General features: G+C 51.9%; 16 protein-coding genes. 8 read left to right on the forward strand and 8 right to left on the reverse strand.

Translation table 11 applies throughout. From position 1 onward, the window contains the following. Positions 1-9 precede the first annotated feature (9 nt). On the forward strand, positions 10-837 hold the full coding sequence (locus BUB22_RS08735; RefSeq protein WP_073114802.1) for a hypothetical protein: 828 nt from the start codon (positions 10-12) through the stop codon (positions 835-837). An 85-nt stretch (positions 838-922) separates the two neighbouring features. Here the strand turns inward: BUB22_RS08735 and BUB22_RS08740 are convergent, their stop codons facing one another. Together BUB22_RS08740 and BUB22_RS08745 are read right to left on the reverse strand one after the other, a co-directional pair. Next, a complete protein-coding gene (locus tag BUB22_RS08740) occupies positions 923-1,501 on the reverse strand; it encodes a M48 family metalloprotease (protein ID WP_139258890.1) in 579 nt (192 codons plus the stop codon). Between the two features lie 4 nt (positions 1,502-1,505). Then, entirely contained in the window at positions 1,506-3,377 is a 1,872-nt protein-coding gene (locus tag BUB22_RS08745; RefSeq protein WP_072811551.1) for a DUF4954 family protein, read from the reverse strand. A 30-nt stretch (positions 3,378-3,407) separates the two neighbouring features. Between BUB22_RS08745 and BUB22_RS08750 the strand changes: the two genes are divergently transcribed. Further along, positions 3,408-3,914, forward strand: a complete 507-nt coding sequence (locus tag BUB22_RS08750) for a hypothetical protein (RefSeq protein ID WP_072811553.1) — start codon at positions 3,408-3,410, stop codon at positions 3,912-3,914. A 1-nt stretch (position 3,915) separates the two neighbouring features. Next, positions 3,916-5,166: a glycosyltransferase gene (locus tag BUB22_RS08755; protein WP_073114804.1), complete on the forward strand. Its 1,251-nt coding sequence runs from the start codon at positions 3,916-3,918 to the stop codon at positions 5,164-5,166. Here the strand turns inward: BUB22_RS08755 and BUB22_RS08760 are convergent. From BUB22_RS08760 to BUB22_RS08780, 5 genes are all read right to left on the reverse strand, one after another. Continuing rightward, on the reverse strand, positions 5,129-5,773 hold the full coding sequence (locus BUB22_RS08760; RefSeq protein WP_175547272.1) for a DUF4417 domain-containing protein: 645 nt from the start codon (positions 5,771-5,773) through the stop codon (positions 5,129-5,131). The genes BUB22_RS08755 and BUB22_RS08760 overlap by 38 nt on opposite strands. A gap of 43 nt (positions 5,774-5,816) precedes the next feature. After that, entirely contained in the window at positions 5,817-6,182 is a 366-nt protein-coding gene (locus tag BUB22_RS08765; RefSeq protein ID WP_073114806.1) for a hypothetical protein, read from the reverse strand. Further along, positions 6,182-6,802, reverse strand: a complete 621-nt coding sequence (locus BUB22_RS08770) for an EndoU domain-containing protein (RefSeq protein ID WP_073114807.1) — start codon at positions 6,800-6,802, stop codon at positions 6,182-6,184. The genes BUB22_RS08765 and BUB22_RS08770 overlap by 1 nt, the downstream gene beginning before the upstream one ends. A 627-nt stretch (positions 6,803-7,429) precedes the next feature. Beyond that, positions 7,430-10,213, reverse strand: coding sequence for a DEAD/DEAH box helicase (locus tag BUB22_RS08775; RefSeq protein ID WP_073114808.1), 2,784 nt, complete (start codon positions 10,211-10,213; stop codon positions 7,430-7,432). 4 nt (positions 10,214-10,217) lie between these two features. Continuing rightward, positions 10,218-11,960: a site-specific DNA-methyltransferase gene (locus tag BUB22_RS08780; protein WP_254794695.1), complete on the reverse strand. Its 1,743-nt coding sequence runs from the start codon at positions 11,958-11,960 to the stop codon at positions 10,218-10,220. Positions 11,961-12,602: 642 nt separating this feature from the next. Between BUB22_RS08780 and BUB22_RS08785 the strand changes: the two genes are divergently transcribed. Further along, positions 12,603-13,535, forward strand: coding sequence for an Rpn family recombination-promoting nuclease/putative transposase (locus BUB22_RS08785; RefSeq protein ID WP_073114810.1), 933 nt, complete (start codon positions 12,603-12,605; stop codon positions 13,533-13,535). Between the two features lie 74 nt (positions 13,536-13,609). Here BUB22_RS08785 and BUB22_RS08790 read toward each other — a convergent pair whose 3' ends face one another. Next, on the reverse strand, positions 13,610-14,590 hold the full coding sequence (locus BUB22_RS08790; protein ID WP_139258893.1) for a hypothetical protein: 981 nt from the start codon (positions 14,588-14,590) through the stop codon (positions 13,610-13,612). Between the two features lie 180 nt (positions 14,591-14,770). Here BUB22_RS08790 and murJ point away from each other — a divergent pair, with 180 nt between their 5' ends. The 4 genes from murJ (at position 14,771) to BUB22_RS08810 (ending at position 20,795) form a co-directional block, all read left to right on the forward strand. Beyond that, on the forward strand, positions 14,771-16,363 hold the full coding sequence (murJ, locus tag BUB22_RS08795; protein WP_073114811.1) for a murein biosynthesis integral membrane protein MurJ: 1,593 nt from the start codon (positions 14,771-14,773) through the stop codon (positions 16,361-16,363). 28 nt (positions 16,364-16,391) lie between these two features. Then, positions 16,392-17,408, forward strand: coding sequence for a quinolinate synthase NadA (gene nadA, locus BUB22_RS08800; RefSeq protein WP_073114812.1), 1,017 nt, complete (start codon positions 16,392-16,394; stop codon positions 17,406-17,408). A 37-nt stretch (positions 17,409-17,445) separates the two neighbouring features. Next, complete coding sequence (gene mnmA / locus BUB22_RS08805) at positions 17,446-18,537, forward strand: tRNA 2-thiouridine(34) synthase MnmA (RefSeq protein WP_073114813.1); 1,092 nt, start codon at positions 17,446-17,448, stop codon at positions 18,535-18,537. A 122-nt stretch (positions 18,538-18,659) separates the two neighbouring features. Further along, positions 18,660-20,795, forward strand: coding sequence for an HD domain-containing phosphohydrolase (locus BUB22_RS08810; protein WP_083535469.1), 2,136 nt, complete (start codon positions 18,660-18,662; stop codon positions 20,793-20,795). Positions 20,796-20,849: the final 54 nt, after the last annotated feature.

A 20,849-nucleotide genomic window follows, 5' to 3' on the forward strand; every position in this document is an offset into this window, starting at 1 on the left:
CTTTTGGATATGGGTGTAAGTTTCTCCGGACATGCGGTTCACCGCCTGCTCACCTGCATACTCGCAGTTTCGCTCGCAGGCTTGCTCACCTCGTGCGCCTCCACCAAGATGGAGTACGCCAAGGAAGTCGAGATGGACGCCTACCCCGGGCCAAATATCCAGGGCATCAACCGCTACCTCAAGGAAAATACCGTGGGCTCGCGCCTGCACGGCGGGTTCATCGTGAGCAAGCTCGAACATCTCGGGGTCGACGGCGTAGAAAACAAGGACGAGTGGGATTCCGTCGACGTGGATTCGAAATACAGGATTACCTACCTGCCCGTCTACGGTTCCATCGACAAGTTCGCAAAGGGCGAACTGTTCATGATGAACATCGGGTTCGGCATCTACCACGGCATATACGCCTCCACCTCGGTCGGTATCAACACCAGGCACTTCGAGCTCGGGCTTTCCACGTTCCAGCGCTTCACCTACCAGATTATCAACTACCTCGGCTACGAAAGGGACGACGAGGGCAACCTCCACAAGCTCGAGAACTTCGACAACGAGAACAGGCTCGTGTTCCAGTACGGCGCAGGCGCCTACGCAAGCCTATTCCTTGGCCCCGTGACGCTTTCGTACAACGGCAACATCTACAGGCCGAACAAGTCCGTCATTATCGACAAGCCAATTCCGCAATTCAAGTTCGCAACCCCGTACCTGTTCACGAACAACTTCCTGGTTTCGTACTGGTACAACCCCACCACGGAATTCCAGCTGGGCGTAACGAACATCCTCGTCGACTTTAACGGCGGTCACTGGTCGCTGAACGCAGGCATTTCGCTCTGGTCGTTCTAACCGTATAGATCCTCGCCTTGCTTCGACAATGCTCACTTCGACATAGCTCAGTGCAGGCAGCACAGGCCGCGAGGATGACCCATTCTTATTTGGTTGCCGTACTTACAATCGGCTTGTTCAGTATCCGCCTGCTCCGGAGAGCAACCGTCGGGTGCTCGCGGTAAATAAGCGAGAAGAGAACCGTATGCGGGTATTCGCAGCGGGCCAGTTCCTGCAGGGCATTTTTCGCAATCTTCCTGTCGGTCTTTTCCAGCGCGTAGCGGTCGCATTCATATTCCTGGTTCCAGCAGTAGAAATGGAAGAACGTGCGGAACGGGATGGCGGCCAGGTGCAGCCACAGGACCGATTCCACTATGGAGCATTCCCACCGCACCATCAATGCGGCCATGAACCATATGGCACAGAGCGCGAAGGCGACCTTCACCAGGTTGCGCAGGATGGCGTGGTGAAACTTCGCGTGCGCCTGCTCGTGCATTTCCACGAACTTGCCCACCGTAGGCTGCTCGCGGTTTTCGGGAAGCGGCGCAAGGTCGTTCACCAGCGGCAAAATCCGCATCACGGTAAAGGCGCTAAACCTGCACTGCACCGCGCGACATTCCCGGATTTCGAGAACCACCCGCGCGACAAGTTCAATACAAAGTAATGTGACCAGCAGGAGAGACAATTTTCTACCCGAGCGACTTGAGTACGTTCGCGAGGCGCTTCACGGATTCCTCAAAGCGGGCGCGTTCCCATTCCACGAAGGCGCTGTCTACGGGGTGCGCGCTATCGTAGTCGTCGAATATCTCGCGACCGCGCTGGTTATCCTTGTCGAGCCCGTGGAACACCGACTCGAACCAGCCCTTCTCGAGCACGCGGAAGCGTTTCACCAGCTCGTCGAGCGTCTCGGGGAGCTGCACCGCACGCGCAATCTCGCGGGGCATGTCGGCAGGCAAAAGCTTGCGGAGTTCGCGCGGGGTCTGCGACAGGAGCGAGGTATCGTTTTCGACAAGCGAGATGATGCTTTCGAGCACGTAACGTTCCAGGTACTCGCCGTATGCGTGCAGTGCATTCTGGCGCACGCGCTCGCGCATAAAGTTCTCGCCGAGCCCGTCGATATGCTCGCGGGTATAAACATCGCGCACCTGTTCCACCTGCAGGCGCATCCACGCATCGTACACATAACGCACGATGTCGGGGCTGAACAGGCTACAGAACGAGGTGCTCACGACTCCCTTGCCCCGCTGGGAATACTTGTAGAAGTTGCGGTCGAGCGCGTAGGCGTTGCGCATGTAGTTCCATGCAGGGACAATCTCGTTCAGGCGCGCAGGCACGCCCATCAGCTGCGGGTCACCCGGGCGGATGAGCGAAAACGGGAACTTGAGCCTCTGCGGGAGGGTCGTGATACCGCTTGCGACAATCGTGAACGGGGATTCACGGAAATTCGCGGGGAACTTGACGTTCACGCCGAGCCCGAAGAACATCCCGCGACCGGGCATCACCTCCTGGTCGGGCATGCGGCCCGTGTGGTTGCTCCCGACGTTCGCGCCGTAACCCAGGTTGCCACAGCCCTCGGGCCATAGCGCCGCAATCAGTAGCGAATGATGGTGCATCTGCGTCATGGGGCCCATGTACGAGCTGTTTACCTCGCCCTCTTCGATATGGCAGCACGGGGCAATAATGGAAGATTTGACGATGGCCTTGCTCCCGACCTTCACGCGGCCCATAAGCACGCTCCCCTGCACCTCGGCGCCGGTATGCACCTTCACGCCCATCTGCAGGTTGGAATTCTCGACAATCACGGAATCGTACACGTGCGTCGATTCCTCTAGCGAACTCAGGATTACCGTATTGCGGATCTTGGAGGCACCCTCTATGCGGGCATGCGCGCCAATCCAGCTGTTGCGGACAATGTTCGTGTTGCTCACCACGGCACCCTTGCCCACCACTCCGAACGGGAGTGCCATCTCGGCGCGGAACTGCTGCAACTGCTCGTCGAACGACGCCTCCACATCGGGTTCGGCCTTGTGGAAAAGCTGCACGTCGACAAGGTCCGGGGTAATGTCAGGGAACACGCGCACGCTGCGCCCGCCCATCTCGTTACCCACGGTGATGGACGTTCCTATCATGTAGTTTATCTTGCCGCTGCTCACCAGCGAGCCGACATTCTCGACAACGGCACTGCTGCGCACGAGCACGTTGCAGAGCATCGCCACCTTGTACACGAGCGCGTTCTCGATTATGCTGTTGCACACGAGGCTATCGTACACGCCCGTCGGGAACGACACGTCGCCCGGCAAAAGGAGCGTCCCGTAAAAGCCCGCGAGCTTCACGTCGCCCATGAACACCGAATTCCTGACACGGGCGGGGTCGAAATTCGCCTCGACCTGCACGCGGTTCCAGTCCTCGCACCGGTTGCCGTTACCCTCGAGGGAGGCAATCTCTTCAGGAGTGAGCGAACGGAACTTTCCGCCAGAGGCCTTGGCGGCCTTGACACCTTCGGCCAAAGTCGCCAAAACACTGTTCTTCAGCACTTTTTTCAATTTGAGCAGTCGTTGCATGTACAAAAAATAGACTAATTTTGTGGTGCGATGAAGCAAGAACTCTTCAAATTGATTAGAAAGCACCACCTAAACATTTCCATCTACACGGCGGAAATATTCGAAAGGCGGTGCCAGGAAGAAATTATCCGTAGCGACGAGGACCAGAGTTCCTTCGTCTACCTGGAATTCGAGTTCGACGAAATCAAGAAAATCGCGCAGAACGACGAGGACGCCCTGAAGTTCTGGGAAGTCATGCTCGTGGCCCTCAACAGGAACAACCGCGGGAGCGACATCCTCGGGTTCCTCGAGAACGATACCGGGCTAGGCATGCTGCTCCTCGACTCGAAAATCGAAGGCTGGATACGCGTACGCGGGCGCATACTGCAGCACGCGAACAGCGAAGGGTTCAAGAAGGCGGCAAGCATCCTGACCGCCGTCGTGAAGCCCATCGTGTACCCCACCTGCATTGCCGACGCGCAGGACCTGAAGGCAATCGAGGCCGTATCGCAGGAACTCGCCGCCCCGGTCGAAAGCACGGAATCCGCACCCGCGTAACATGAAAGTCCTCGTCATAGGCTCCGTCTACCCCAGGTTCCACGAAGATGCCGAAGTCCCGTGGCTGCGCACCTCCATAGCCCACCTGAAGCAGGCCGGAGTCGAGATACAGGTACTCGCGCCCGCATACAAGGGCCTCAAGAGCCACGAAATCGACGGCGTGAAGGTGAACCGCTTCCGCTACGCGCCCGCAGGCTGGGAATTCCTCACGCACGAGGAAGGCGCACCCAGCAAGATGGCAAGCAAGCCCTGGCTGCAACTGCTCGCCATCCCCTACATCATCAGCGGGTTCTTCAAGTGCATCAAGATATGCCGCAAGTTCAGGCCCGACGTGATTCACGCCCACTGGCCGTTCCCGCACGCCTACATCGCGCTCGGGGCCGCAAAGCTTTTCCGCATCCCGCTGGTACTCAACTTCCACGGCGCGGAGCTCCTGCTCATCCGCAAAAAAAAGTGGGTGAAGCCGCTCCTGAAATTCGCCATCGGGCAGGCGCAAGCCGTGTTCGCGAACTCGAGCTTTACCGCCGGCAAGATCAAGGCGCTGCGGAACGTGGACGTGGAATGGAGCCCGTACGGAACAACGCTAGATACAAAAGACGAAAGAAGAGAGACGGGAGAGATTTCTGCCGAACCAACCCAAGCGCCGCACCCGATAAACGGCAAGTTCAAGATACTTTTCGTGGGCCGCCACATCGAGCGCAAGGGAATCTGCTACCTGATAGAAGCCGCAAAATACCTGCCGCGCGACCAGTTCGAAATCCGCATCGTGGGCGTGGGCGACCTTACAGATAAACTAAAGAAACAGGCCGCAGAAGTTTCCACGACACCGGACGCTGCGAACATCATCTTCACCGGAAAACTCTCTCCCGAAGAACTGGCGAACGAATACAAAACGGCCAACGTGTTCACGCTCCCCGCCATCGTCGACAGCAAGGGCGATACCGAAGGCCTCGGCGTCGTGCTTATCGAGGCCATGGAACTCGGGCTCCCCGTAGTCGCAAGCAACGTGGGCGGCATCCCCGACGTGGTCGTGGACGGCGTCTCGGGCATACTCGTTCCCGAAAAGGACCCGCAGGCACTCGCAAACGCCTACAAGCGTCTTGCCGCAGGCCCCGAACTGCTGAAGCAATTGCTCACCGGCGCACAAAAGCGCATCCGCGACTGCTTTACCTGGGGCAAGATTGTCGAGCGCCAAATCGCGGTATACGAAAAAATCAAGAACAAGAAGAAATTAACGAATTCCCAGACTTGATATAAGATTTATGCGCCAAACTACATTGACTCAGATATTGAACTAGCGTAATATCGTTTTTAATACATAAACTCAATATCCTTTTGTCAACACTTCCGTAAATCAGCAAAATTTTAGGGTGCAGCCGTTCAACCGTCGCACAGATTCCTGCAAAAAATACAGCTTTATAGTCTGCTCGGTTTTGTGTTCCATGCGCCCCAACGAACAAAACCGAATTTTGGGGAATATCCTCAAAACAGAAAGAATAGGATTTTTTGTCTCCAAAACGGACATTTGTTATATACGGAATTCCGTTCTCTGCAAACACTTTTCGGCTATGTTTGTTGACTCGATTCATATTCTTTTGATCTTCGATGTTATCGGACCATCCCACGCTGCGGTCTAGAGAAATCGCCCCTGCGAATTTTTTGATATGTTCAAGGTACAAAGCAAGGCCTTCAGTATAAGTCTTGCAATGTTCGTCTTCCTCATAGAAGTGAACCCAAGCGTCATGAACGGGATAATGAAGCGATTCTGAAAACGATTGCAACTTCTCTGGAATATCATCATTGTTAAAGCCATGACCCTTGTATAAAATTTGGGCGCAGCTCACTATAGGGTGCCGCATTAGCATCCTCCATTGTTAAATGTTGATGTCTTTTATCGAGACTCTAGATTTCGCCCTTCGCCTTCTGTTCCTTGAACTTGGCTTTGGCGGCAATCCATTCGTTTATAAGGCGACGGAGTTCCAATGTATCGACCGTTATTTCGTTGGGAGTCCCTTCAGGCGCGAAGTTGTCCACGATAAGTGTTTCCTTCGGGCCAATATCCCAGCAGCAATCGTTGCCGGAACATTCAACATGTTTCTTCTTTTTGGAGAGAACCTGGTCGATTTGTTCAAGAATGACTGAGGGAAACTCTTCAACATCAGAGGCAAAAAAGGTTGTGAACACATTAGGGCCTTCGTCAAAAACGAAATTCAGCGTTTTTGTTCCGTCTTCGAGCGTCGTATAATCAATTTTGTAATTATAATTCATCAGTTTTCCTCCATCAAGGGATATACGTTAACAATTTTTCCGTTGGCATTAACACGCATTCGTATACGGACTCCTTCAGAAGATGAACCTTCATACATATTGAGTGTGTTTGTTTTGAGCCGCTTGTTTGCGTACGCCTCGTTTATCGCATTCACGATATGTTGCGGCGACCAGTGTTCGGGGAAGAATGTAGACATTCCGCCCATTGTGCGCTTTCGGATGCCGTTGACCGTTACCCTGCCTTGATATACTCCTTTTTCATTCAGTTCTGATTTTGTACCGGGGATAATTCGACCTTCCGCATTCCTAATCACCTCGGTGTGGTAACCGGTCGCCTCGAGTCGTGTTTTCCCTTTACCTGCTGAAGCTGTCTTTACCTCACCATTAAATATATGTTTTATCAGGTTCGATTCAAAGAGCTCCGTATGTTCCAAAGTTTCCAAATCGCCTTTAAGGTATTGTTTTGGAAGTTTTTCAGGATTTTGTACTTGCGCCATCTCCGAAAAAAGCTCCGTCTGATGGTAATGTTTTGGAAGTCTATTCAGCAAATGCCGATGCCTTTCGGGCAACTCGGGCATTTTTTGAAAAACCACCGATTGTGTCGAGACCTTTAGTCCCATGGTTACTCCTTTGCCACATGGCAGAAAGAAAGTGAAATAAAACGTGGTGTGTTTTTAGAGACAATATTCCCTAACCAGCCGAAAGGCAAACCCCTCGGCACCACTTCAAATAACAGTGTTTTTCATCTATCCTATGGTCTTATGTTTCGCTCCTTTGGCCCAAGGCCAGTTTATTGTTCGATCTTCTTTAAAAGTAAACCATCTTCTTTTCACCCTCAAACTACACGTCTCGCTAATAAATTAGTTGCTTCAGCACCTGTAATCAAAATATTTTTACACTCTATTCCCAAATGTGTTTTGCTTTATCTTTTCCGACACTGAATAATACAATCCGCTATTTCCGTTTATCTTCATTTTGTCGTAACCTCAGTATGCCTATGCTTTTTTATGAATAAAAAAGGCGTGGTGTCGAATGCACTTACTTTCTCTGAGGGTTAGCACGCCCTTTATCCAATAAGCACAAACGACCCACGCCCTAAAAGGACGTAAGCATCGTTCTATTCTCGGATAAAATGAAAGTGCTAATTTCAGAGAAGAGAAAACAAACGATATCTTCGGTCTATGTCAAATACAATTATCTAAAGTGTTGAAAAAACTCCTTAAATTATTTCAGCATTCACCTTTTCACTAACCTTGCATCAGCTTCCATCCTTCAGCGAGGTTGCCCTTTTCGTCCTTGTAACGATAATTATCGGAACAATTACAATACCAAAGTCCGTTTTCACGAACGCACAAGCCACCAACAAATTTTTCTTTGCCGGCAAGAGTGTTCAAATCGCGCACTTTTTTTGAAAGGGCTTCCGCACGTCCCTCAGGATTGGCTGCTGTAAATCCACTCTTGGTATCAAAAATGCCGATGCGACCATCTACAAATTTCACAATCCAGTCGGGATAGAAAAGTCGTTCTCGATTTTCAGTGGTATTGAAATACTTGAGTGCGTAAAAATCCTTGCCGTCATCATTCTGCTTAAACCACCATTCTACTGTAACTAGGTTTTCAAGAAACTCGATAAAAGCGATTTCGTTATCGCGTCCTGAATATTCTGCTTTAAGTTTGAATGGACGAAGCATACTCTTCTTGCTAGCGTTATAATCAACATAATCGCTCGAATACGCATAAGATGTCTTGACCTTGAACGGCAAAGCTTCTTGCATTTCTTGTTTACGGCGATCGGCAACAAAGGCATCGCGAATTGGTCTATATTCCTTGAGCGCTTGTGTAATGGCTTTGCGGAATACGCTCGCTGAATTCTTGAACAAGTCCTTCAAGAAAATTTTGTAGCGACCGACATTATCGATATTCGTCATCGAATAACGATCAAACCATTGACGAAGTGCTTCCTTAAACGGTCCCCAAGAACGTGCAACGTTGCCGTACTTAGCGTCGGGTTCCGTTTGTTCATCCAAAATGTTGTAGCAAGCATTCATGAAGTTCTTTTCGACTTCATTATCACTCATTTCGTGTTCAACATTCTTGCCCAAATCGTTTGTTCCTGCAAAAGTAGCGTTCGCCAAAACTTCAGCTGTAAGCGTTTGGGTCATATCTATGCCAAATTTTTCAAGGACGCCCTCTTGCGCAAATGGATTGTTGTAAGCATTTTCGGTAATTCCGAAATAAGCATTCATTGACTTAACAAAAGAACTTTGGAAACTGCTAGCCTTACCAATATCGCCATAGTCCGCACGACTGATGAAATCACTTTTCAAAAGCGGGTCAACGATGAATGAAGACGGCTGTTTTTGGACGAGCGTTTCTGCAAAATCGCGAGTAGCTTCGGCGACAATTTTTGTAGCCTTATTCGCAACACTCTCTCCAAAATGCTCCGTCAATATAGCCTTGACATTTCGAGTAGCCGTTTCAACAATTTGTTCCGTCTTTTGAACTTTTGTTGCTGAAGAATCCGCTTCGCCCAAAAGATTCAATTCAGGAAGAACTTCTGACACAGAATTTTCCGGATTTGGCGACAATTCTGGAGCAACTTGTTTAACTGCTTCTTGTAACGCAACTTCGATTTTGGGTGCGATATCTGAAATCGGCTTGCCCGAGCCATTCGCAACTAGTTCGTCAAGCATAGAAGTTTTCAGTTCTTGTATGACGTTGTGTGTTGCTTCTTGCGTTGCAAACCCGCCGAAAAGATGCGGAGCAAGATTCGTCACTTCAGTTTTGGGTTTGTTTTCAACAGTGTCGGGAATGTCCGAAATTTCGTTTTTGCGGTAGTTTGTGTAAAGGAAACCTTCGCGAAGTTCAGGGAACGCCGTCAGATCAATTTTCGGAACAGGGTTGCGTAAGATTCTTCCGAGAGTCTGCGTTTTGAATGTTGGCGATTCAATTTCACGGAACATCACGATAACATGAGCACGAGGGCAATCCCATCCTGTACCAGCCGCATACTTGAAAAGCATAAAATCTACGAGACTATCGGCATCAGAAATATGTTCCAGATTTTCTTTCTTGTTGTCAAACCATTTAGCGATTTTATTTGCAGGAACTTCGCAATTTTCCGTCAGAAATCTCGTGACGAGTTCTTCCTTCGTTTCTACGCCTTGGTCCTTGAGTTTAGAATCGTCATTAGGCAACTGAATTAAAACGAGCGGGTTTATATTTTGTCCGAGGCGAGTCCACTGTTCTGCCAAAGATTCTCGTTTTTCCTTAGCAAGCCGCAGCAAGGCGAAATCTAAATCTTCACCCTCAATGGTTTTCAAATCTTCTTCGGTTTGCGAAATAATCTGTTCCTTGATAAGACCAGCGGCAACAACATCGGAGCGTTTGACTTCAACATAGCCTGCACGCAGATTTTGCACATCGCTAATGTTGGGGATTTTTTCAGGTGTCGCGGAAACATTCAATATGATTCGTGGATTAAGCGGCGTAATAACATCACGATAAGCCGATGCAGTCACGTTCTTGTGGCTTTCATCGATAATCATCACAATTTCGCGACCTTCTTTCTTTGTATTTTCCGCGACATCTTCAAAGTAGAATCCCTGTTCCTTTTGCAGTTCTATTTCGTCTGGGCGACGCAGCAAACGCTTTTTGGCATCTTTTGCCACTAACTTTTGCCAATTCAGGAATAGAATATCGTCTTTGTGCAAAATGCCTTCGGAAAAATCTGCAATAGTCAAAAGGCTTCGCCCGATGTTCGGGAAAAAGTAATCGTAAAACTTGTCGCGACTTTGCATCGCAAGGTCGTCTGAGAAAGTAATCCAAACGAAAGCGACATCGTCATTAAAAGCAGGATCATTTTGCAATTCGCGAACAAAATTTGACACCATGAAAGTCTTGCCAGAACCAGTCGGAGACTTGAATGTAATATCGAGATTATGGTCGCCTGTTTGCCAAAGTTTCTTGAAAGCCTCTACGAGACCGTTTGTGCCGAGGACCGCATTTTCTTGGAAAGGAAGCATCTGCATATTGTTACCCGTTCAAAGCCTTGTAGATTTCGAGAATCGGTTTGGGGATTGCCTTGATTTCGATGTTTTTCAAATCATCGAATTCGTTTTCAAAGAAGTCGGGAGAATTCCAACTGAATACATAAACCGTGAATTTTGATTTTTTATCAGCAGCACGCAATTCATCAATTTTTGCAACAAAATCAGAAACTTTGCCATAATCGCCATTATGATAAATGCATGTGTAGCGTTTTTTCTTTTCCACATTATCGGAATAGATTTGCCAGAAGCCCTTTGCCGCTTTGGGAACCTTGATTGTTTCTAAGGTGTTTTCTGCTAGCGCGATAAGGCAACCTGCTTTTTCGGCAAGTTCCACCTTGTCTGCATCATTGGCATTTTTGCTCTGATGCTTGCCGACGAAACCAGTCTTGTAATATTTAAGTGAACCACCTAAACCTTCAACACTTTCGCCCTTTGCGTTTGTGTAGCCACACATTACACGACGGTTGCGTTCGTAGGTGACATTTTCACAGATGTTATTGTCGCCTTCGGATTGTTGAACAAGAATACATTGGCGATTACCGTCATCTTCTTTGTTAAGGTTGAGTGTGGCATGTAGAGTCGTACCTGAGCCAGCGAAGAAGTCGAGAATGATTGAATTATTGTTTCCTACCAATTTAGATAAAGACTCTAACAATCCCAGGGGCTTTGGGGTATCAAAAATATTTTGATTTATTGTTTTCTTTAATTGTTCTTTTGCCAATTGAGTTGAACCAACGTCATCACAATATAAAACTGAATTAGCAACCATTCCTTGTTTTACTTCGGATAGATACTTCTTTAATCTTGGTACATTTTTCCCATTTTTTCCAAACCATAATTTATTTTCTTCGTATGCTTTTTTCAGACTGTCTTTACTTAGTCGAGGGTAAGCCCCCTCATTTGGTTTCCAATACACTCCATTGGGAAAGGTGTAATCATAAATGTTTTCTGCTGAACCGCTCTTTGCTGTTAAAGCAACGCTAGTCCATGGACCTTTTGGGTCGTTGTCTGGATTTTCATATCTAGCGTTTGCTTCCGCCGTTCGGGGCAACAAATTAAATGACTGTAAGCAAATTGATTTTCTGTAAGACAGTATATATTCATGATTCGTGGATGTAAATTTTGCGTCGTTTTGAACAACTTTTTTCTTTTCCCAAATAAATTCCGCGACAAAATTTCCTTCCCCAAATACCTTATCACACAACAATTTCAAATTCGCCTGTTCGTTATCATCAATACTGATGAAAATCACGCCCTTATCACTCAACAAATTCTTCGCCAATTTCAAACGTTTTTCCATAAACGAAAGCCAATAGCTATGGCGAAGCGGATGTTCCTTGGGAACTTTCTGCCCATCGGGAAATTCCGTCAAGAAACGTTTGTCCTTGTAAGTAAATCCATCTGACCCCGTGTTATACGGCGGATCAATATAGATGACATCAATTTTACCACGATGAGTGTAATTCAAGCAAGTGAGTGCATGGTAATTGTCGCCTTCGATAATCACATGGGGCGGTCTGCCAGCCAAGAGGCCTTCTGCATTGACCGCCTTCTCGGAAACTTCTTCGAGAATTGGAATTTTGTCTTCGGAATCCTTGTCAAAGGCTTCTGGGACATCCATCCAGTTGAGTCCATAACGGACATTCTTGACTTGGGACTTCCAGCGTTCGACTTCTTTTTCCAGTTCGCGGATGCGAACCTTGAGATCGTCCAATGTTTCTGCCACGTGAACCTCACGGCTAAGGGTGCACGCCCTTATTTAGTGCTGTTCGCGTCACGACTTCAAATAAAAAAAGCGTGGCGTCGAATGCACTTACTGAAGTGGAGGCTCTGGAAAACCTATCTATAAATAAGCACAAACGACCCACGCCCATTGCTGGACGTGAGCGCTCGCCTTATTCTCAATAGATTTTGAAATTTTCCAGATTTCCACTTCGAGAATAAGAGCTAACTCTACGTTAAACTCGCGCCTGTGGTTTTTATGCCACAGGCTATGTCAATAACAATTTAAATAAAAATGAGCATAGTAATATGCAAATTTTGCATATTACCCGTCTTTTCCCTTATAGTGGTCATCAAGGTTTTCTGGACGGCCCGCCCAACTTGTGCAAAAATTGCACAGGTTCAAATCCGGGCCGACGACTGAGCGCCCGCAGAGGGGGTAGGCAAAGACTTGCCTTGGACCCTATCGTCGCTACGCTCCTCCAGGGTGACAGATGGGCAAGGCTTTGCCGAGGGGGAGACCTCCCCCGCTTGTTTTTTCGCCCGCCTTTTTGTATATTATAACCAACACCAGAAAGGGTGCTATTAGAAGATCGCTATCCGCGCAAGCGGGGCGGTCTTTTTTGTTTTGAAAAACGGAGACAACATGGAAAAACAGACCAAGACCAAGCGCAAGCCGCTCAAGGACTGCATCGTGAAGCCGGGAGAAAAGAGCCCTTATGCGAACCTGCTCGTGGACCTCGCCTTCAAGAAGGCGTTTGACCCCGACAAACCCGTTAGCCGGCAGAACCTCGTGAATCTGCTGAACGACCTGCTAGAACCGCAACTTAAGCGGCCGATTGTGACGGTGAAAACGCGCAACGTGGCGCACAACCTGAGCGGGAGCAAGGTGTCGCGCACAGCGATCTTTGACTTGCATTGCAAGGATGACATGGGGAACCTGATCGAAATCGAGGTGCAGATTCGTCGCATGACAAATTTTTTGAAGCGGCTCGCCTTCTACGCAAGCGAGATGGTTGCAAATCAAGCGGATCCTGGCGATGATTGGAATTACAATGTGAAGCCGACCTACGTGATTGCCTTTGCACGTCAGAAGATGTTTGATGATGATCGTATCATTCATCGTGCAACAGTCACTGACCTTGAAACTGGTGAACAGTTCGTGGACACCTACAATTTCACGGCCATCGAACTTTCGAAGGTTCCCTTCTTCATAGAGGCTGGGTCTTCCAGCATTCGCAAGTGGCTGTTTTTCTTCCGCTATCTGGATAAACTCAAGGAATTGCCTGCCGAGCTGGACGAGCGTAAGTTCGAATCCTTGACAGAAAGTTCAAAAGTGTCTAAGTTTAGCAAGGAAGAATTCGAGGCATACCAGAAGATGTTCCACGAAAAATGGGATCACAATGTCCTAAAAGACAGTTTCTTTGAGGAATTCGCGGACGAGATCAACGCGAAGGTTAACGAAAGCGTCCTTGATAAAACTCGTGAAATGGCGAAAGCGATGCGAGAACAAGGTATTCCTGATTCGACCATTGCCATTATTTCCGGTCTTTCCGAAGAAGATATCCGCAAATTATAGAGACCTGTCCAAAGTGGTCGTTCCGAACTGTCGCAAAATTTGCGACAGTTCAAATCCAGTACGTTGCAGCGTAACTAGTAGTTAATGGCAATGTAGAGGCTACCTGCACCGAAGCGGCGGCCAAAATCGCTGAAGCCGTCCCACAGGGCATCCCACGTGGCACCGAGTTCCAGCTGCATCGCGGAATTGCGGAAGAACACTATGCCCGCCTCGACTCCGCCGGCAATACCCAGCGCGAAATATTCGCTAAACTCCGCATAGTGGTTATCCAACTGCGCGCCAAGTCCGATTCCGGCACCAAAGTACGGAGAGACGGCCCCCGACTGGATGTAGTAGCGGCCACCGATAAGGAACGTCTCGTGAATCTGCCAGCCCTTGCCGAACACCATATTCGTGTTGTTCAGCATGGTAATGGCGGCATGGTTCGACACCTCGAAAATCCTCGCGTAGTGGACCACGAATGACGTCGACCAGTCGCGGTCCACGTCCTTGTCGTCCTCGTTATCGGGGTCGGCAGAGTAGTCGTAGTTGTGCCACAGGGCAACGCCCAGGCCAAAACCGTTGTAGTTGCGCGTGGGGCGCTTCTTCTCGAGCGTATCCGGTGCGGGCTTTTCCTCGTACTCTACGGTAACGACAGACGTGTTCACCGGGAGCGGTTCCTTCTTCGCCTCGGCCGTACTCTCGGCAGGAGCCTGGTCGATAAGGTTTTCCTGGGGGCCCAGGAGCGCCTCCACGGTCGCCTTCTCGATAGATACATCCAGGTCGTCAACGCTCGCAGACTTCTGCTTGCTCGAAACCACAACGGCGCCACCCTTGAGCTGTTCGCAGATCACCAGGATGTAACCGCCCATGGTCATGATGCTCGTGCGGAGCTGGATTTCGGAAGAATCCTCGACGGGCGTATTGCCCGACTTGCTCACCGCCGCGCGGAGCAGGGACTTTACCACCGTCGGAGCATCATCCGAAAAGTCGGCACCCGTCGGCTCGAGTATCTGGACGTTCGCGGCGAACGAAACCACCGCGAGAGAGAAAAGCGCTGCGATAAACTTTTTCATATTCATAAAGATATAAAAAAGTGCCAAAAGTGGGTGAACCGTGCATACAACTTTCTATTTTTTTAATAAATACAGGACTAGATCCTTCGACTTCGGGCTTCGCCCTCCGCTCAGGATGACAATCCTAATGACTATTGACCAATAACTAATGACCAATGACTATTGACTAATAACTAACCTATGAATAAAGCCGCCATCATCGTCGCCATATCCATGCTCCTGAGCCGTGTCCTCGGGATTTTCCGCGAAATGTTGCTCGCCCATGCCGCAGGCGTATCGCTCGAAAAGAACGCTCTCGACCTCGCCTTCATGATTCCGGACATCCTCAACCATGTGGTGAGTACGGGCTTCCTCTCGATTATCTTCATCCCGATTTTCACAGGCTACAAGGTCGCGGGCGACGAGAAAGGCGGCTGGAAGTTCTTCAGCAACGTGCTGAACACCTTCGGCATCGCATTGCTTATTCTGGTGATTCCCGCATTCATCTGGATGCAGGAACTTCTGCAGCTCTTGACCGTAGACGGAGCCACGCCGGAACTTATCGAGCGCGCCACGTACTATGGCCGCATCATCTTGCCCGGCCAGGTGTTCATCTTCGTGGGGAGCATCCTCGTGGCCGTGCAGCACACCCGCAAGCAGTTCCTGATTCCCTCGCTCACGGGCCTCATCTACAACGTGGCCATCGTGGGCGGCGGTGCCCTCGGGCTCGCGCTCGGTAAGTACACCGGCACGGATTACGGCCTGGAAGGTTTCGCCTGGGGCGTGCCGGTGGGCGCCTTCATCGGGTTCTTCGCGCTCCAGATTCTCGGCGCCCGGCGTGGCGGCGTGCACTACGAACTCCTGGTACAGCCGACACACCCGGATATCGTGCGCTACTTCAAGATGATGCTCCCGATGTCGCTCGGCGTGGGTTCCATGTTCGGGCTGGAATTCATTATCCGTAGCTTCGGCGCGAACTTCGGCACGGGAGGCATCTCTAGCCTCAACTACGCCTACCGCGTCATGTACACGCTGGTAGCGGTCTTCGGGTTCTCCGTAAGCGTCACGAGCTACCCCGACATGGCGCGCCTCGTGAAGGAGGGCGACTTCGGGCAACTCAACCGCAAAATCTGGAAGAGCCTTTCGCGCATGTTCTGCATATTGATTCCGGCAGTCGTCGCCGTGTGGGCGCTCAGCTTCCCGGCCGTGCGCATCCTCTTCGAGCGCGGCGCCTTCCAGCGCGAAACGACCGAAGCCATTTCCGAAATTCTCCGCTGGTACCTGCCCGTAAGCCTCGGGCTCTGCCTGCAGGCGGTTCTCGTCCGCAGTTTCTATGCCTGTGAGCGCATGTGGGTGCCGACCCTCCTCAACACCGGCATCTTCGCGGCAACCATTCCCGCGTACATCGTGCTTGGCGCTCCCGAAGCGGGGCTCGGCATCAAGAGCGTGCCCATTGTCGGCGCCACGGGCGCCATACTGCAAGTTATCTCGATGATTTTCATGTGGGCCAAGAAGAACGGCACCGACGGCATGAGGGATGCCCTCCTCAACATGCTCCGCGCGCTTATCGCCTTCGGCATCATGATTGCGGCCGCCATCGGGCTCGACCACGTCTCCGGTGAATTTGTACGTAATACAAGCCTTATCGTCCTCGTCATATACGCCTGCGCAGCGGGCATCGGGCTCTTCACGCTCACGCTCATCGTGCAGCGCTACCTGGGCAGCAAGGACGCAAAGGATATATTGAATGAACTGCTCGGCAAGGTGCTCCGCAAGTTGCACCTCGCTAGGTAATTCCCCACCATTTTTCTATATTTTAGGCATGACCGCAGACGAACTTTTCAACAGACTGAACAAGATCCAGCCGGGCGCCGTGCTCTGCCACTACACCCGTGAAAAAGTCGAACAGATGCTCCCGCTGATCAACGAGATCAACGAGCGCAAGAAGGACCAGGATACCGTCATCCTCGCCCACAGCTACTGCGCACCCGAAATCGTGCTCGGCGTCGCCGACTACACGGGCGACAGCTACAAACTGAGCGAAGACGCCACGAAGGTCCCGCAGAACACCATTCTGTTCTCTGCAGTCCGCTTCATGGGCGAAACAGCCAAGATTTTGAGCCCGCAAAAGGACGTGCTCATCCCCGGTACGCTCACCGGCTGCAGCCTCGCCGACTCCATTACCGGCAAGGACGTGATGGCGCTCCGCGAGAAGTACCCGGACCACGCGTTCATCTGCTACATCAACACCACCGCCGACGTGAAGGCGGCCTGCGATGTGTGCGTCACGAGCGGCAACGTGATGAAGATTGTGGAAGCCTACCCCAACGACAAGATTTGCTTTGTTCCGGACAAACTAATGGGCCAGAACATCATCACCGAAATGGAAAGCCGCGGCGTCAAGAAGGACATCGTGCTCTACACGGGCAGCTGCTACGTGCACGAGACATACGACGCCGAACTCATCCAGTTCTTCCGCAGCCAGAACCCAGGACTCAAGGTGGTGAGCCACCCCGAATGCAATCCGTCCGCGGCGTTCTATAGCGACTTCGTGGGCAGCACCGGCCAGATGGTCAAGTACATCGACGGCCTGCCGCCCAAGAGCAAGGTGCTGCTCCTTACGGAATGCGGGCTCAATGCGCGCATGCACTACGAGCACCCCGACATGGAATTCATCGGGAGCTGCAGCATGTGCAAGTACATGAAGTCTAACTCGCTCGAGAACATCCTCGAGACGCTCCGCCACCCCGAAAAGGCGAACCGCGTGGAACTTGACGAAGACACGCGCGTGAAGGCCAAGAAGTGCATCGACGCGATGTTCCACTACGCGAACCTCTAGCGCACAACTACACAGCAACCAACAAGCAGGCACACGCATGGCAAAGAAGGTAGCAGTCGGACTTTCCGGCGGAGTGGATTCCGCCCTCGCCGCTTTCCTACTAAAACAGCAGGGTTACGAGGTCATCGGCATGACGATGGCCACTTGGGACGGCTCCATAGACATGCCGCACGTGGAAGGCCGCGAGGGCTGCTTCGGCCCGGGCGAGGATGCGAGCATCGCCGAGGCGAAGACGGTCGCCGACCGGCTCGGTATCCCGCACCACGTGGTACGCATCTCCGAAGACTACAAGCGTGAAGTTCTCGACTACTTCCGTGCCGAATACCGCGCCGGACGCACGCCGAACCCGTGCGTGCGCTGCAATCAGTATATCAAGTTCGGCGCGCTCCAGACGGCGGCCCGCCGCATGGGAATCGCGTTCGACTACTTCGCCACCGGGCACTACGCCCGACTCGATTTCAAGAACCCCGACGTTCCCTTCCTGTACGCGGCGCTCGACCACGGCAAGGACCAGACGTACTTCCTCTCGCGCCTCACCGCAGAGCAACTCTCGACGGTACTTTTCCCGCTGGGTGGCATGACGAAGGTCGAGGTGAAGGAACTCGCCAAGCAGATCGGCTGGGTGGATTTCGCCACCAAGAAGGAGAGCATGGACTTCCTCGAGTGCGGGGACTATTCCGTACTGTTCGACGAGTCCGACAACGTGCCCGGCGACTTCGTGGACCTGCAGGGCAAGGTACTCGGCCAGCACAGGGGAATCATCCACTACACCATCGGGCAGCGCAAGGGCCTCAACATTGGCGGGCAGCCCGAGCCGTTGTTCGTGGTGGCAATCGACGTGAAGAAGAACCAGGTGGTTCTCGGGCCCCGCAGCACACTGAGCTGCACCGAAGTCGCAGGCACGGAACTCAACCTGATGGTATCGGAATCCTCCCCGCTCCTGAAGGGCGAACTGACGGCGCACATCAGGCTCGGCCACAGGGGCGCCGTCGCGCGGATTATCGCGCTCGACACTGCCGCCGGTACCATCCGCGTGCGGTTCGACGAACCGCAGTTCGCCTCCGCTCCCGGCCAGATTCTCGTGCTCTACGCCGACTCGGGCGTGGTCGCCTCTGCAATCATCGCCTAGGCCGCCCGCGACCCACCCGCACAATTCGCCCTCTTTTCTAAAAAATTACGTGCCGCAGGTAAAAAATCATAATAGATTTTATACGTAGATTTTCCCGGACCTAGGTCCCCGAGGTGTATTCGATGAAACTGATATCGATACTGAAATCAAAGGACTTGCACTATGCCGTGGCGCTTATCGCCATCGCGTTCCTCGTCAACATAATCCCCTCCAAGATAGCGATTGCGCTCGGAATCCCCGTCTTCATCGATTCCATCGGCACAATCCTCGCCGGTATGCTCGGCGGCACGCTCCCCGCGGTTATCGTGGGCTTCTGCTCCAACGCGTTCAACAGCATATCCGACCTCCCCACGCTCTACTACGGCATCATCAGCATCCTCATCGGCGCAATGGCCGCCATATTCCAGCAGAAGGGCTACTTCAGGACACTCCCCAAGATAATCGTCACGGTGCTCATGTTCGCCATCCTCGGCGGCGTACTCGGGTCCGTCCTCACCTATTTCCTCTATGGCTACGATTTCGGCGAAGGCGTCTCGGCCCCGTTCGCCATCGGCATCCACGAGCACCTCGGGCTTTCCAAGTTCACCTCGCAGCTCGTCGCCGACTTCATCATTGATGTCATCGACAAGATATTCGTCGTCGCGGCAGTCATCATCACCTACCACAAGATTCCGCTGCACGTAAAGACGCACTGCAGCAGGGTGTTCCTCTTCGACCCCAATCCCGTCGCCCAGTTCGAGGATGACGGCACCCGCGCCATCAAGCATTCTCTCCTGCGCAGGGTGGTCGTCATCGTCATAACGGCAGAAATCCTACTCGGTGTGCTGGCGAGTATCACAGGTTTTGTCCTCTACCGGCAGCAGTCCATCGAGAAATTCACCGACATCGCGCACGGCCTTACCGAGGCGGCATCCGTCGCCGTCGATACTGAGCGGATAGACGAGTTCATCGAGAAGGGCCGCAAAGCGGAGGGCTACATCGACATAGAACAGAAACTCTACAAGATGAGGGACGGGTTCCCGCAGGCGCTTTACCTGTACGTCTACCGCATACAGCCGGACGGCTGCCACGTGGTGTTCGATCTCGACACCAAGGAAGGCGAGAAGGCGAGCCAGCCTGGCGACCTCATCGACTTCGACCCGAGTTTCGAGCCATACCTGCCGCAACTGCTCAAGGGCGAACCCATCGAGCCAATCATCTCCGACGACCAGTACGGCTGGCTCCTCACGGTCTACAAGCCGCTCAAGAACTCTTCCGGAAAGACGGTCGCCTACATCGCCGCCGACATTTCCATGGGCGAAATCATCACCGACCAGGCGGAATTCTTCATCAAGCTCCTTTCGATGTTCTTCGGCGTATCCATCCTCATCATGAGCATCGTGCTCGAGTTCGCGAACAGGAGAATCGTGCACCCGGTGAACCGCATGGCATCGGCCGCGATTCACTTCGCCTACAACATGGAACAGGACCGTGCAAACGACATGCACGAAATCAAGAGTCTCAACATCCACACCTCCGACGAAATCGAACACCTCTACAAGGCGTTCACCAAGACATGCATGGATTCCATCGGGTTCATCAACAGGCTCGAGGCCGCCGCCGAACGCATCCAGCACATGCAGGACGAAATTATTATCAACTTCGCCGAAATGGTGGAGGCGCGCGACACGAGCACCGGCAACCACATCAAAAAAAACGCGTTCTACGTGGAAGCCATCGCGCGCGAACTCCTCAAGGAAGGCAAGTACAGCGACGTGCTCGACGAGAAGTACATCGAGAAGCTCAAGCGTTCCGCGCCTCTGCACGACATCGGCAAGATTGCCGTTTCCGACCTGATTCTGAACAAGCCGGGCAAGCTTACCGACGACGAATTCGCCATCATGAAGAGCCACACCACCGAGGGTACAAACATCCTCGCGAAAATCGAGGCTAACACGAACGACACGATGGACTACAACTACCTGAAGGAATCCATGGAGATGGCGCACTACCACCACGAAAAGTGGGACGGCACCGGATACCCCACGGGAATCAAGGGCGAGGAAATCCCGCTGTCGGCGCGCATCATGGCGGTCGCGGACGTGTTCGACGCCCTCGTGGCCGAGCGTGTGTACAAGAAGCCGTTCACCTACGAGAAGGCGATGGCAATCATCACGGAAGGCGCAGGCAAGCACTTCGACCCCGTCGTGGTGGAAGCATTCACGAAGATCTCGCAGAAACTCTACGACGAACGCACTACGCTAAACAGCAAGGTGTAGCGCCAAGGCCCGGTAACAGCCCCCCGAAAGAACAATGCAGTAATCCTGCAGGAC

Origin of the sequence: Fibrobacter sp. UWCM (assembly GCF_900129735.1) — a bacterium.
Classification (GTDB): domain Bacteria; phylum Fibrobacterota; class Fibrobacteria; order Fibrobacterales; family Fibrobacteraceae; genus Fibrobacter.

Bases quoted from the DNA above. Each gene is read 5' to 3' on its own strand.
- BUB22_RS08735 (WP_073114802.1), top strand. From the start codon at position 10: ATGGGTGTAAGTTTCTCCGGACATGCGGTTCACCGCCTGCTCACCTGC.
- BUB22_RS08745 (WP_072811551.1), bottom strand. From the start codon at position 3,377: ATGCAACGACTGCTCAAATTGAAAAAAGTGCTGAAGAACAGTGTTTTG.
- BUB22_RS08750 (WP_072811553.1), top strand. From the start codon at position 3,408: ATGAAGCAAGAACTCTTCAAATTGATTAGAAAGCACCACCTAAACATT.
- BUB22_RS08755 (WP_073114804.1), top strand. From the start codon at position 3,916: ATGAAAGTCCTCGTCATAGGCTCCGTCTACCCCAGGTTCCACGAAGAT.
- BUB22_RS08760 (WP_175547272.1), bottom strand. From the start codon at position 5,773: ATGCGGCACCCTATAGTGAGCTGCGCCCAAATTTTATACAAGGGTCAT.
- BUB22_RS08765 (WP_073114806.1), bottom strand. From the start codon at position 6,182: ATGAATTATAATTACAAAATTGATTATACGACGCTCGAAGACGGAACA.
- BUB22_RS08770 (WP_073114807.1), bottom strand. From the start codon at position 6,802: ATGGGACTAAAGGTCTCGACACAATCGGTGGTTTTTCAAAAAATGCCC.
- BUB22_RS08775 (WP_073114808.1), bottom strand. From the start codon at position 10,213: ATGCAGATGCTTCCTTTCCAAGAAAATGCGGTCCTCGGCACAAACGGT.
- BUB22_RS08785 (WP_073114810.1), top strand. From the start codon at position 12,603: ATGGAAAAACAGACCAAGACCAAGCGCAAGCCGCTCAAGGACTGCATC.
- BUB22_RS08790 (WP_139258893.1), bottom strand. From the start codon at position 14,590: ATGAAAAAGTTTATCGCAGCGCTTTTCTCTCTCGCGGTGGTTTCGTTC.
- murJ (WP_073114811.1), top strand. From the start codon at position 14,771: ATGAATAAAGCCGCCATCATCGTCGCCATATCCATGCTCCTGAGCCGT.
- nadA (WP_073114812.1), top strand. From the start codon at position 16,392: ATGACCGCAGACGAACTTTTCAACAGACTGAACAAGATCCAGCCGGGC.
- mnmA (WP_073114813.1), top strand. From the start codon at position 17,446: ATGGCAAAGAAGGTAGCAGTCGGACTTTCCGGCGGAGTGGATTCCGCC.
- BUB22_RS08810 (WP_083535469.1), top strand. From the start codon at position 18,660: ATGAAACTGATATCGATACTGAAATCAAAGGACTTGCACTATGCCGTG.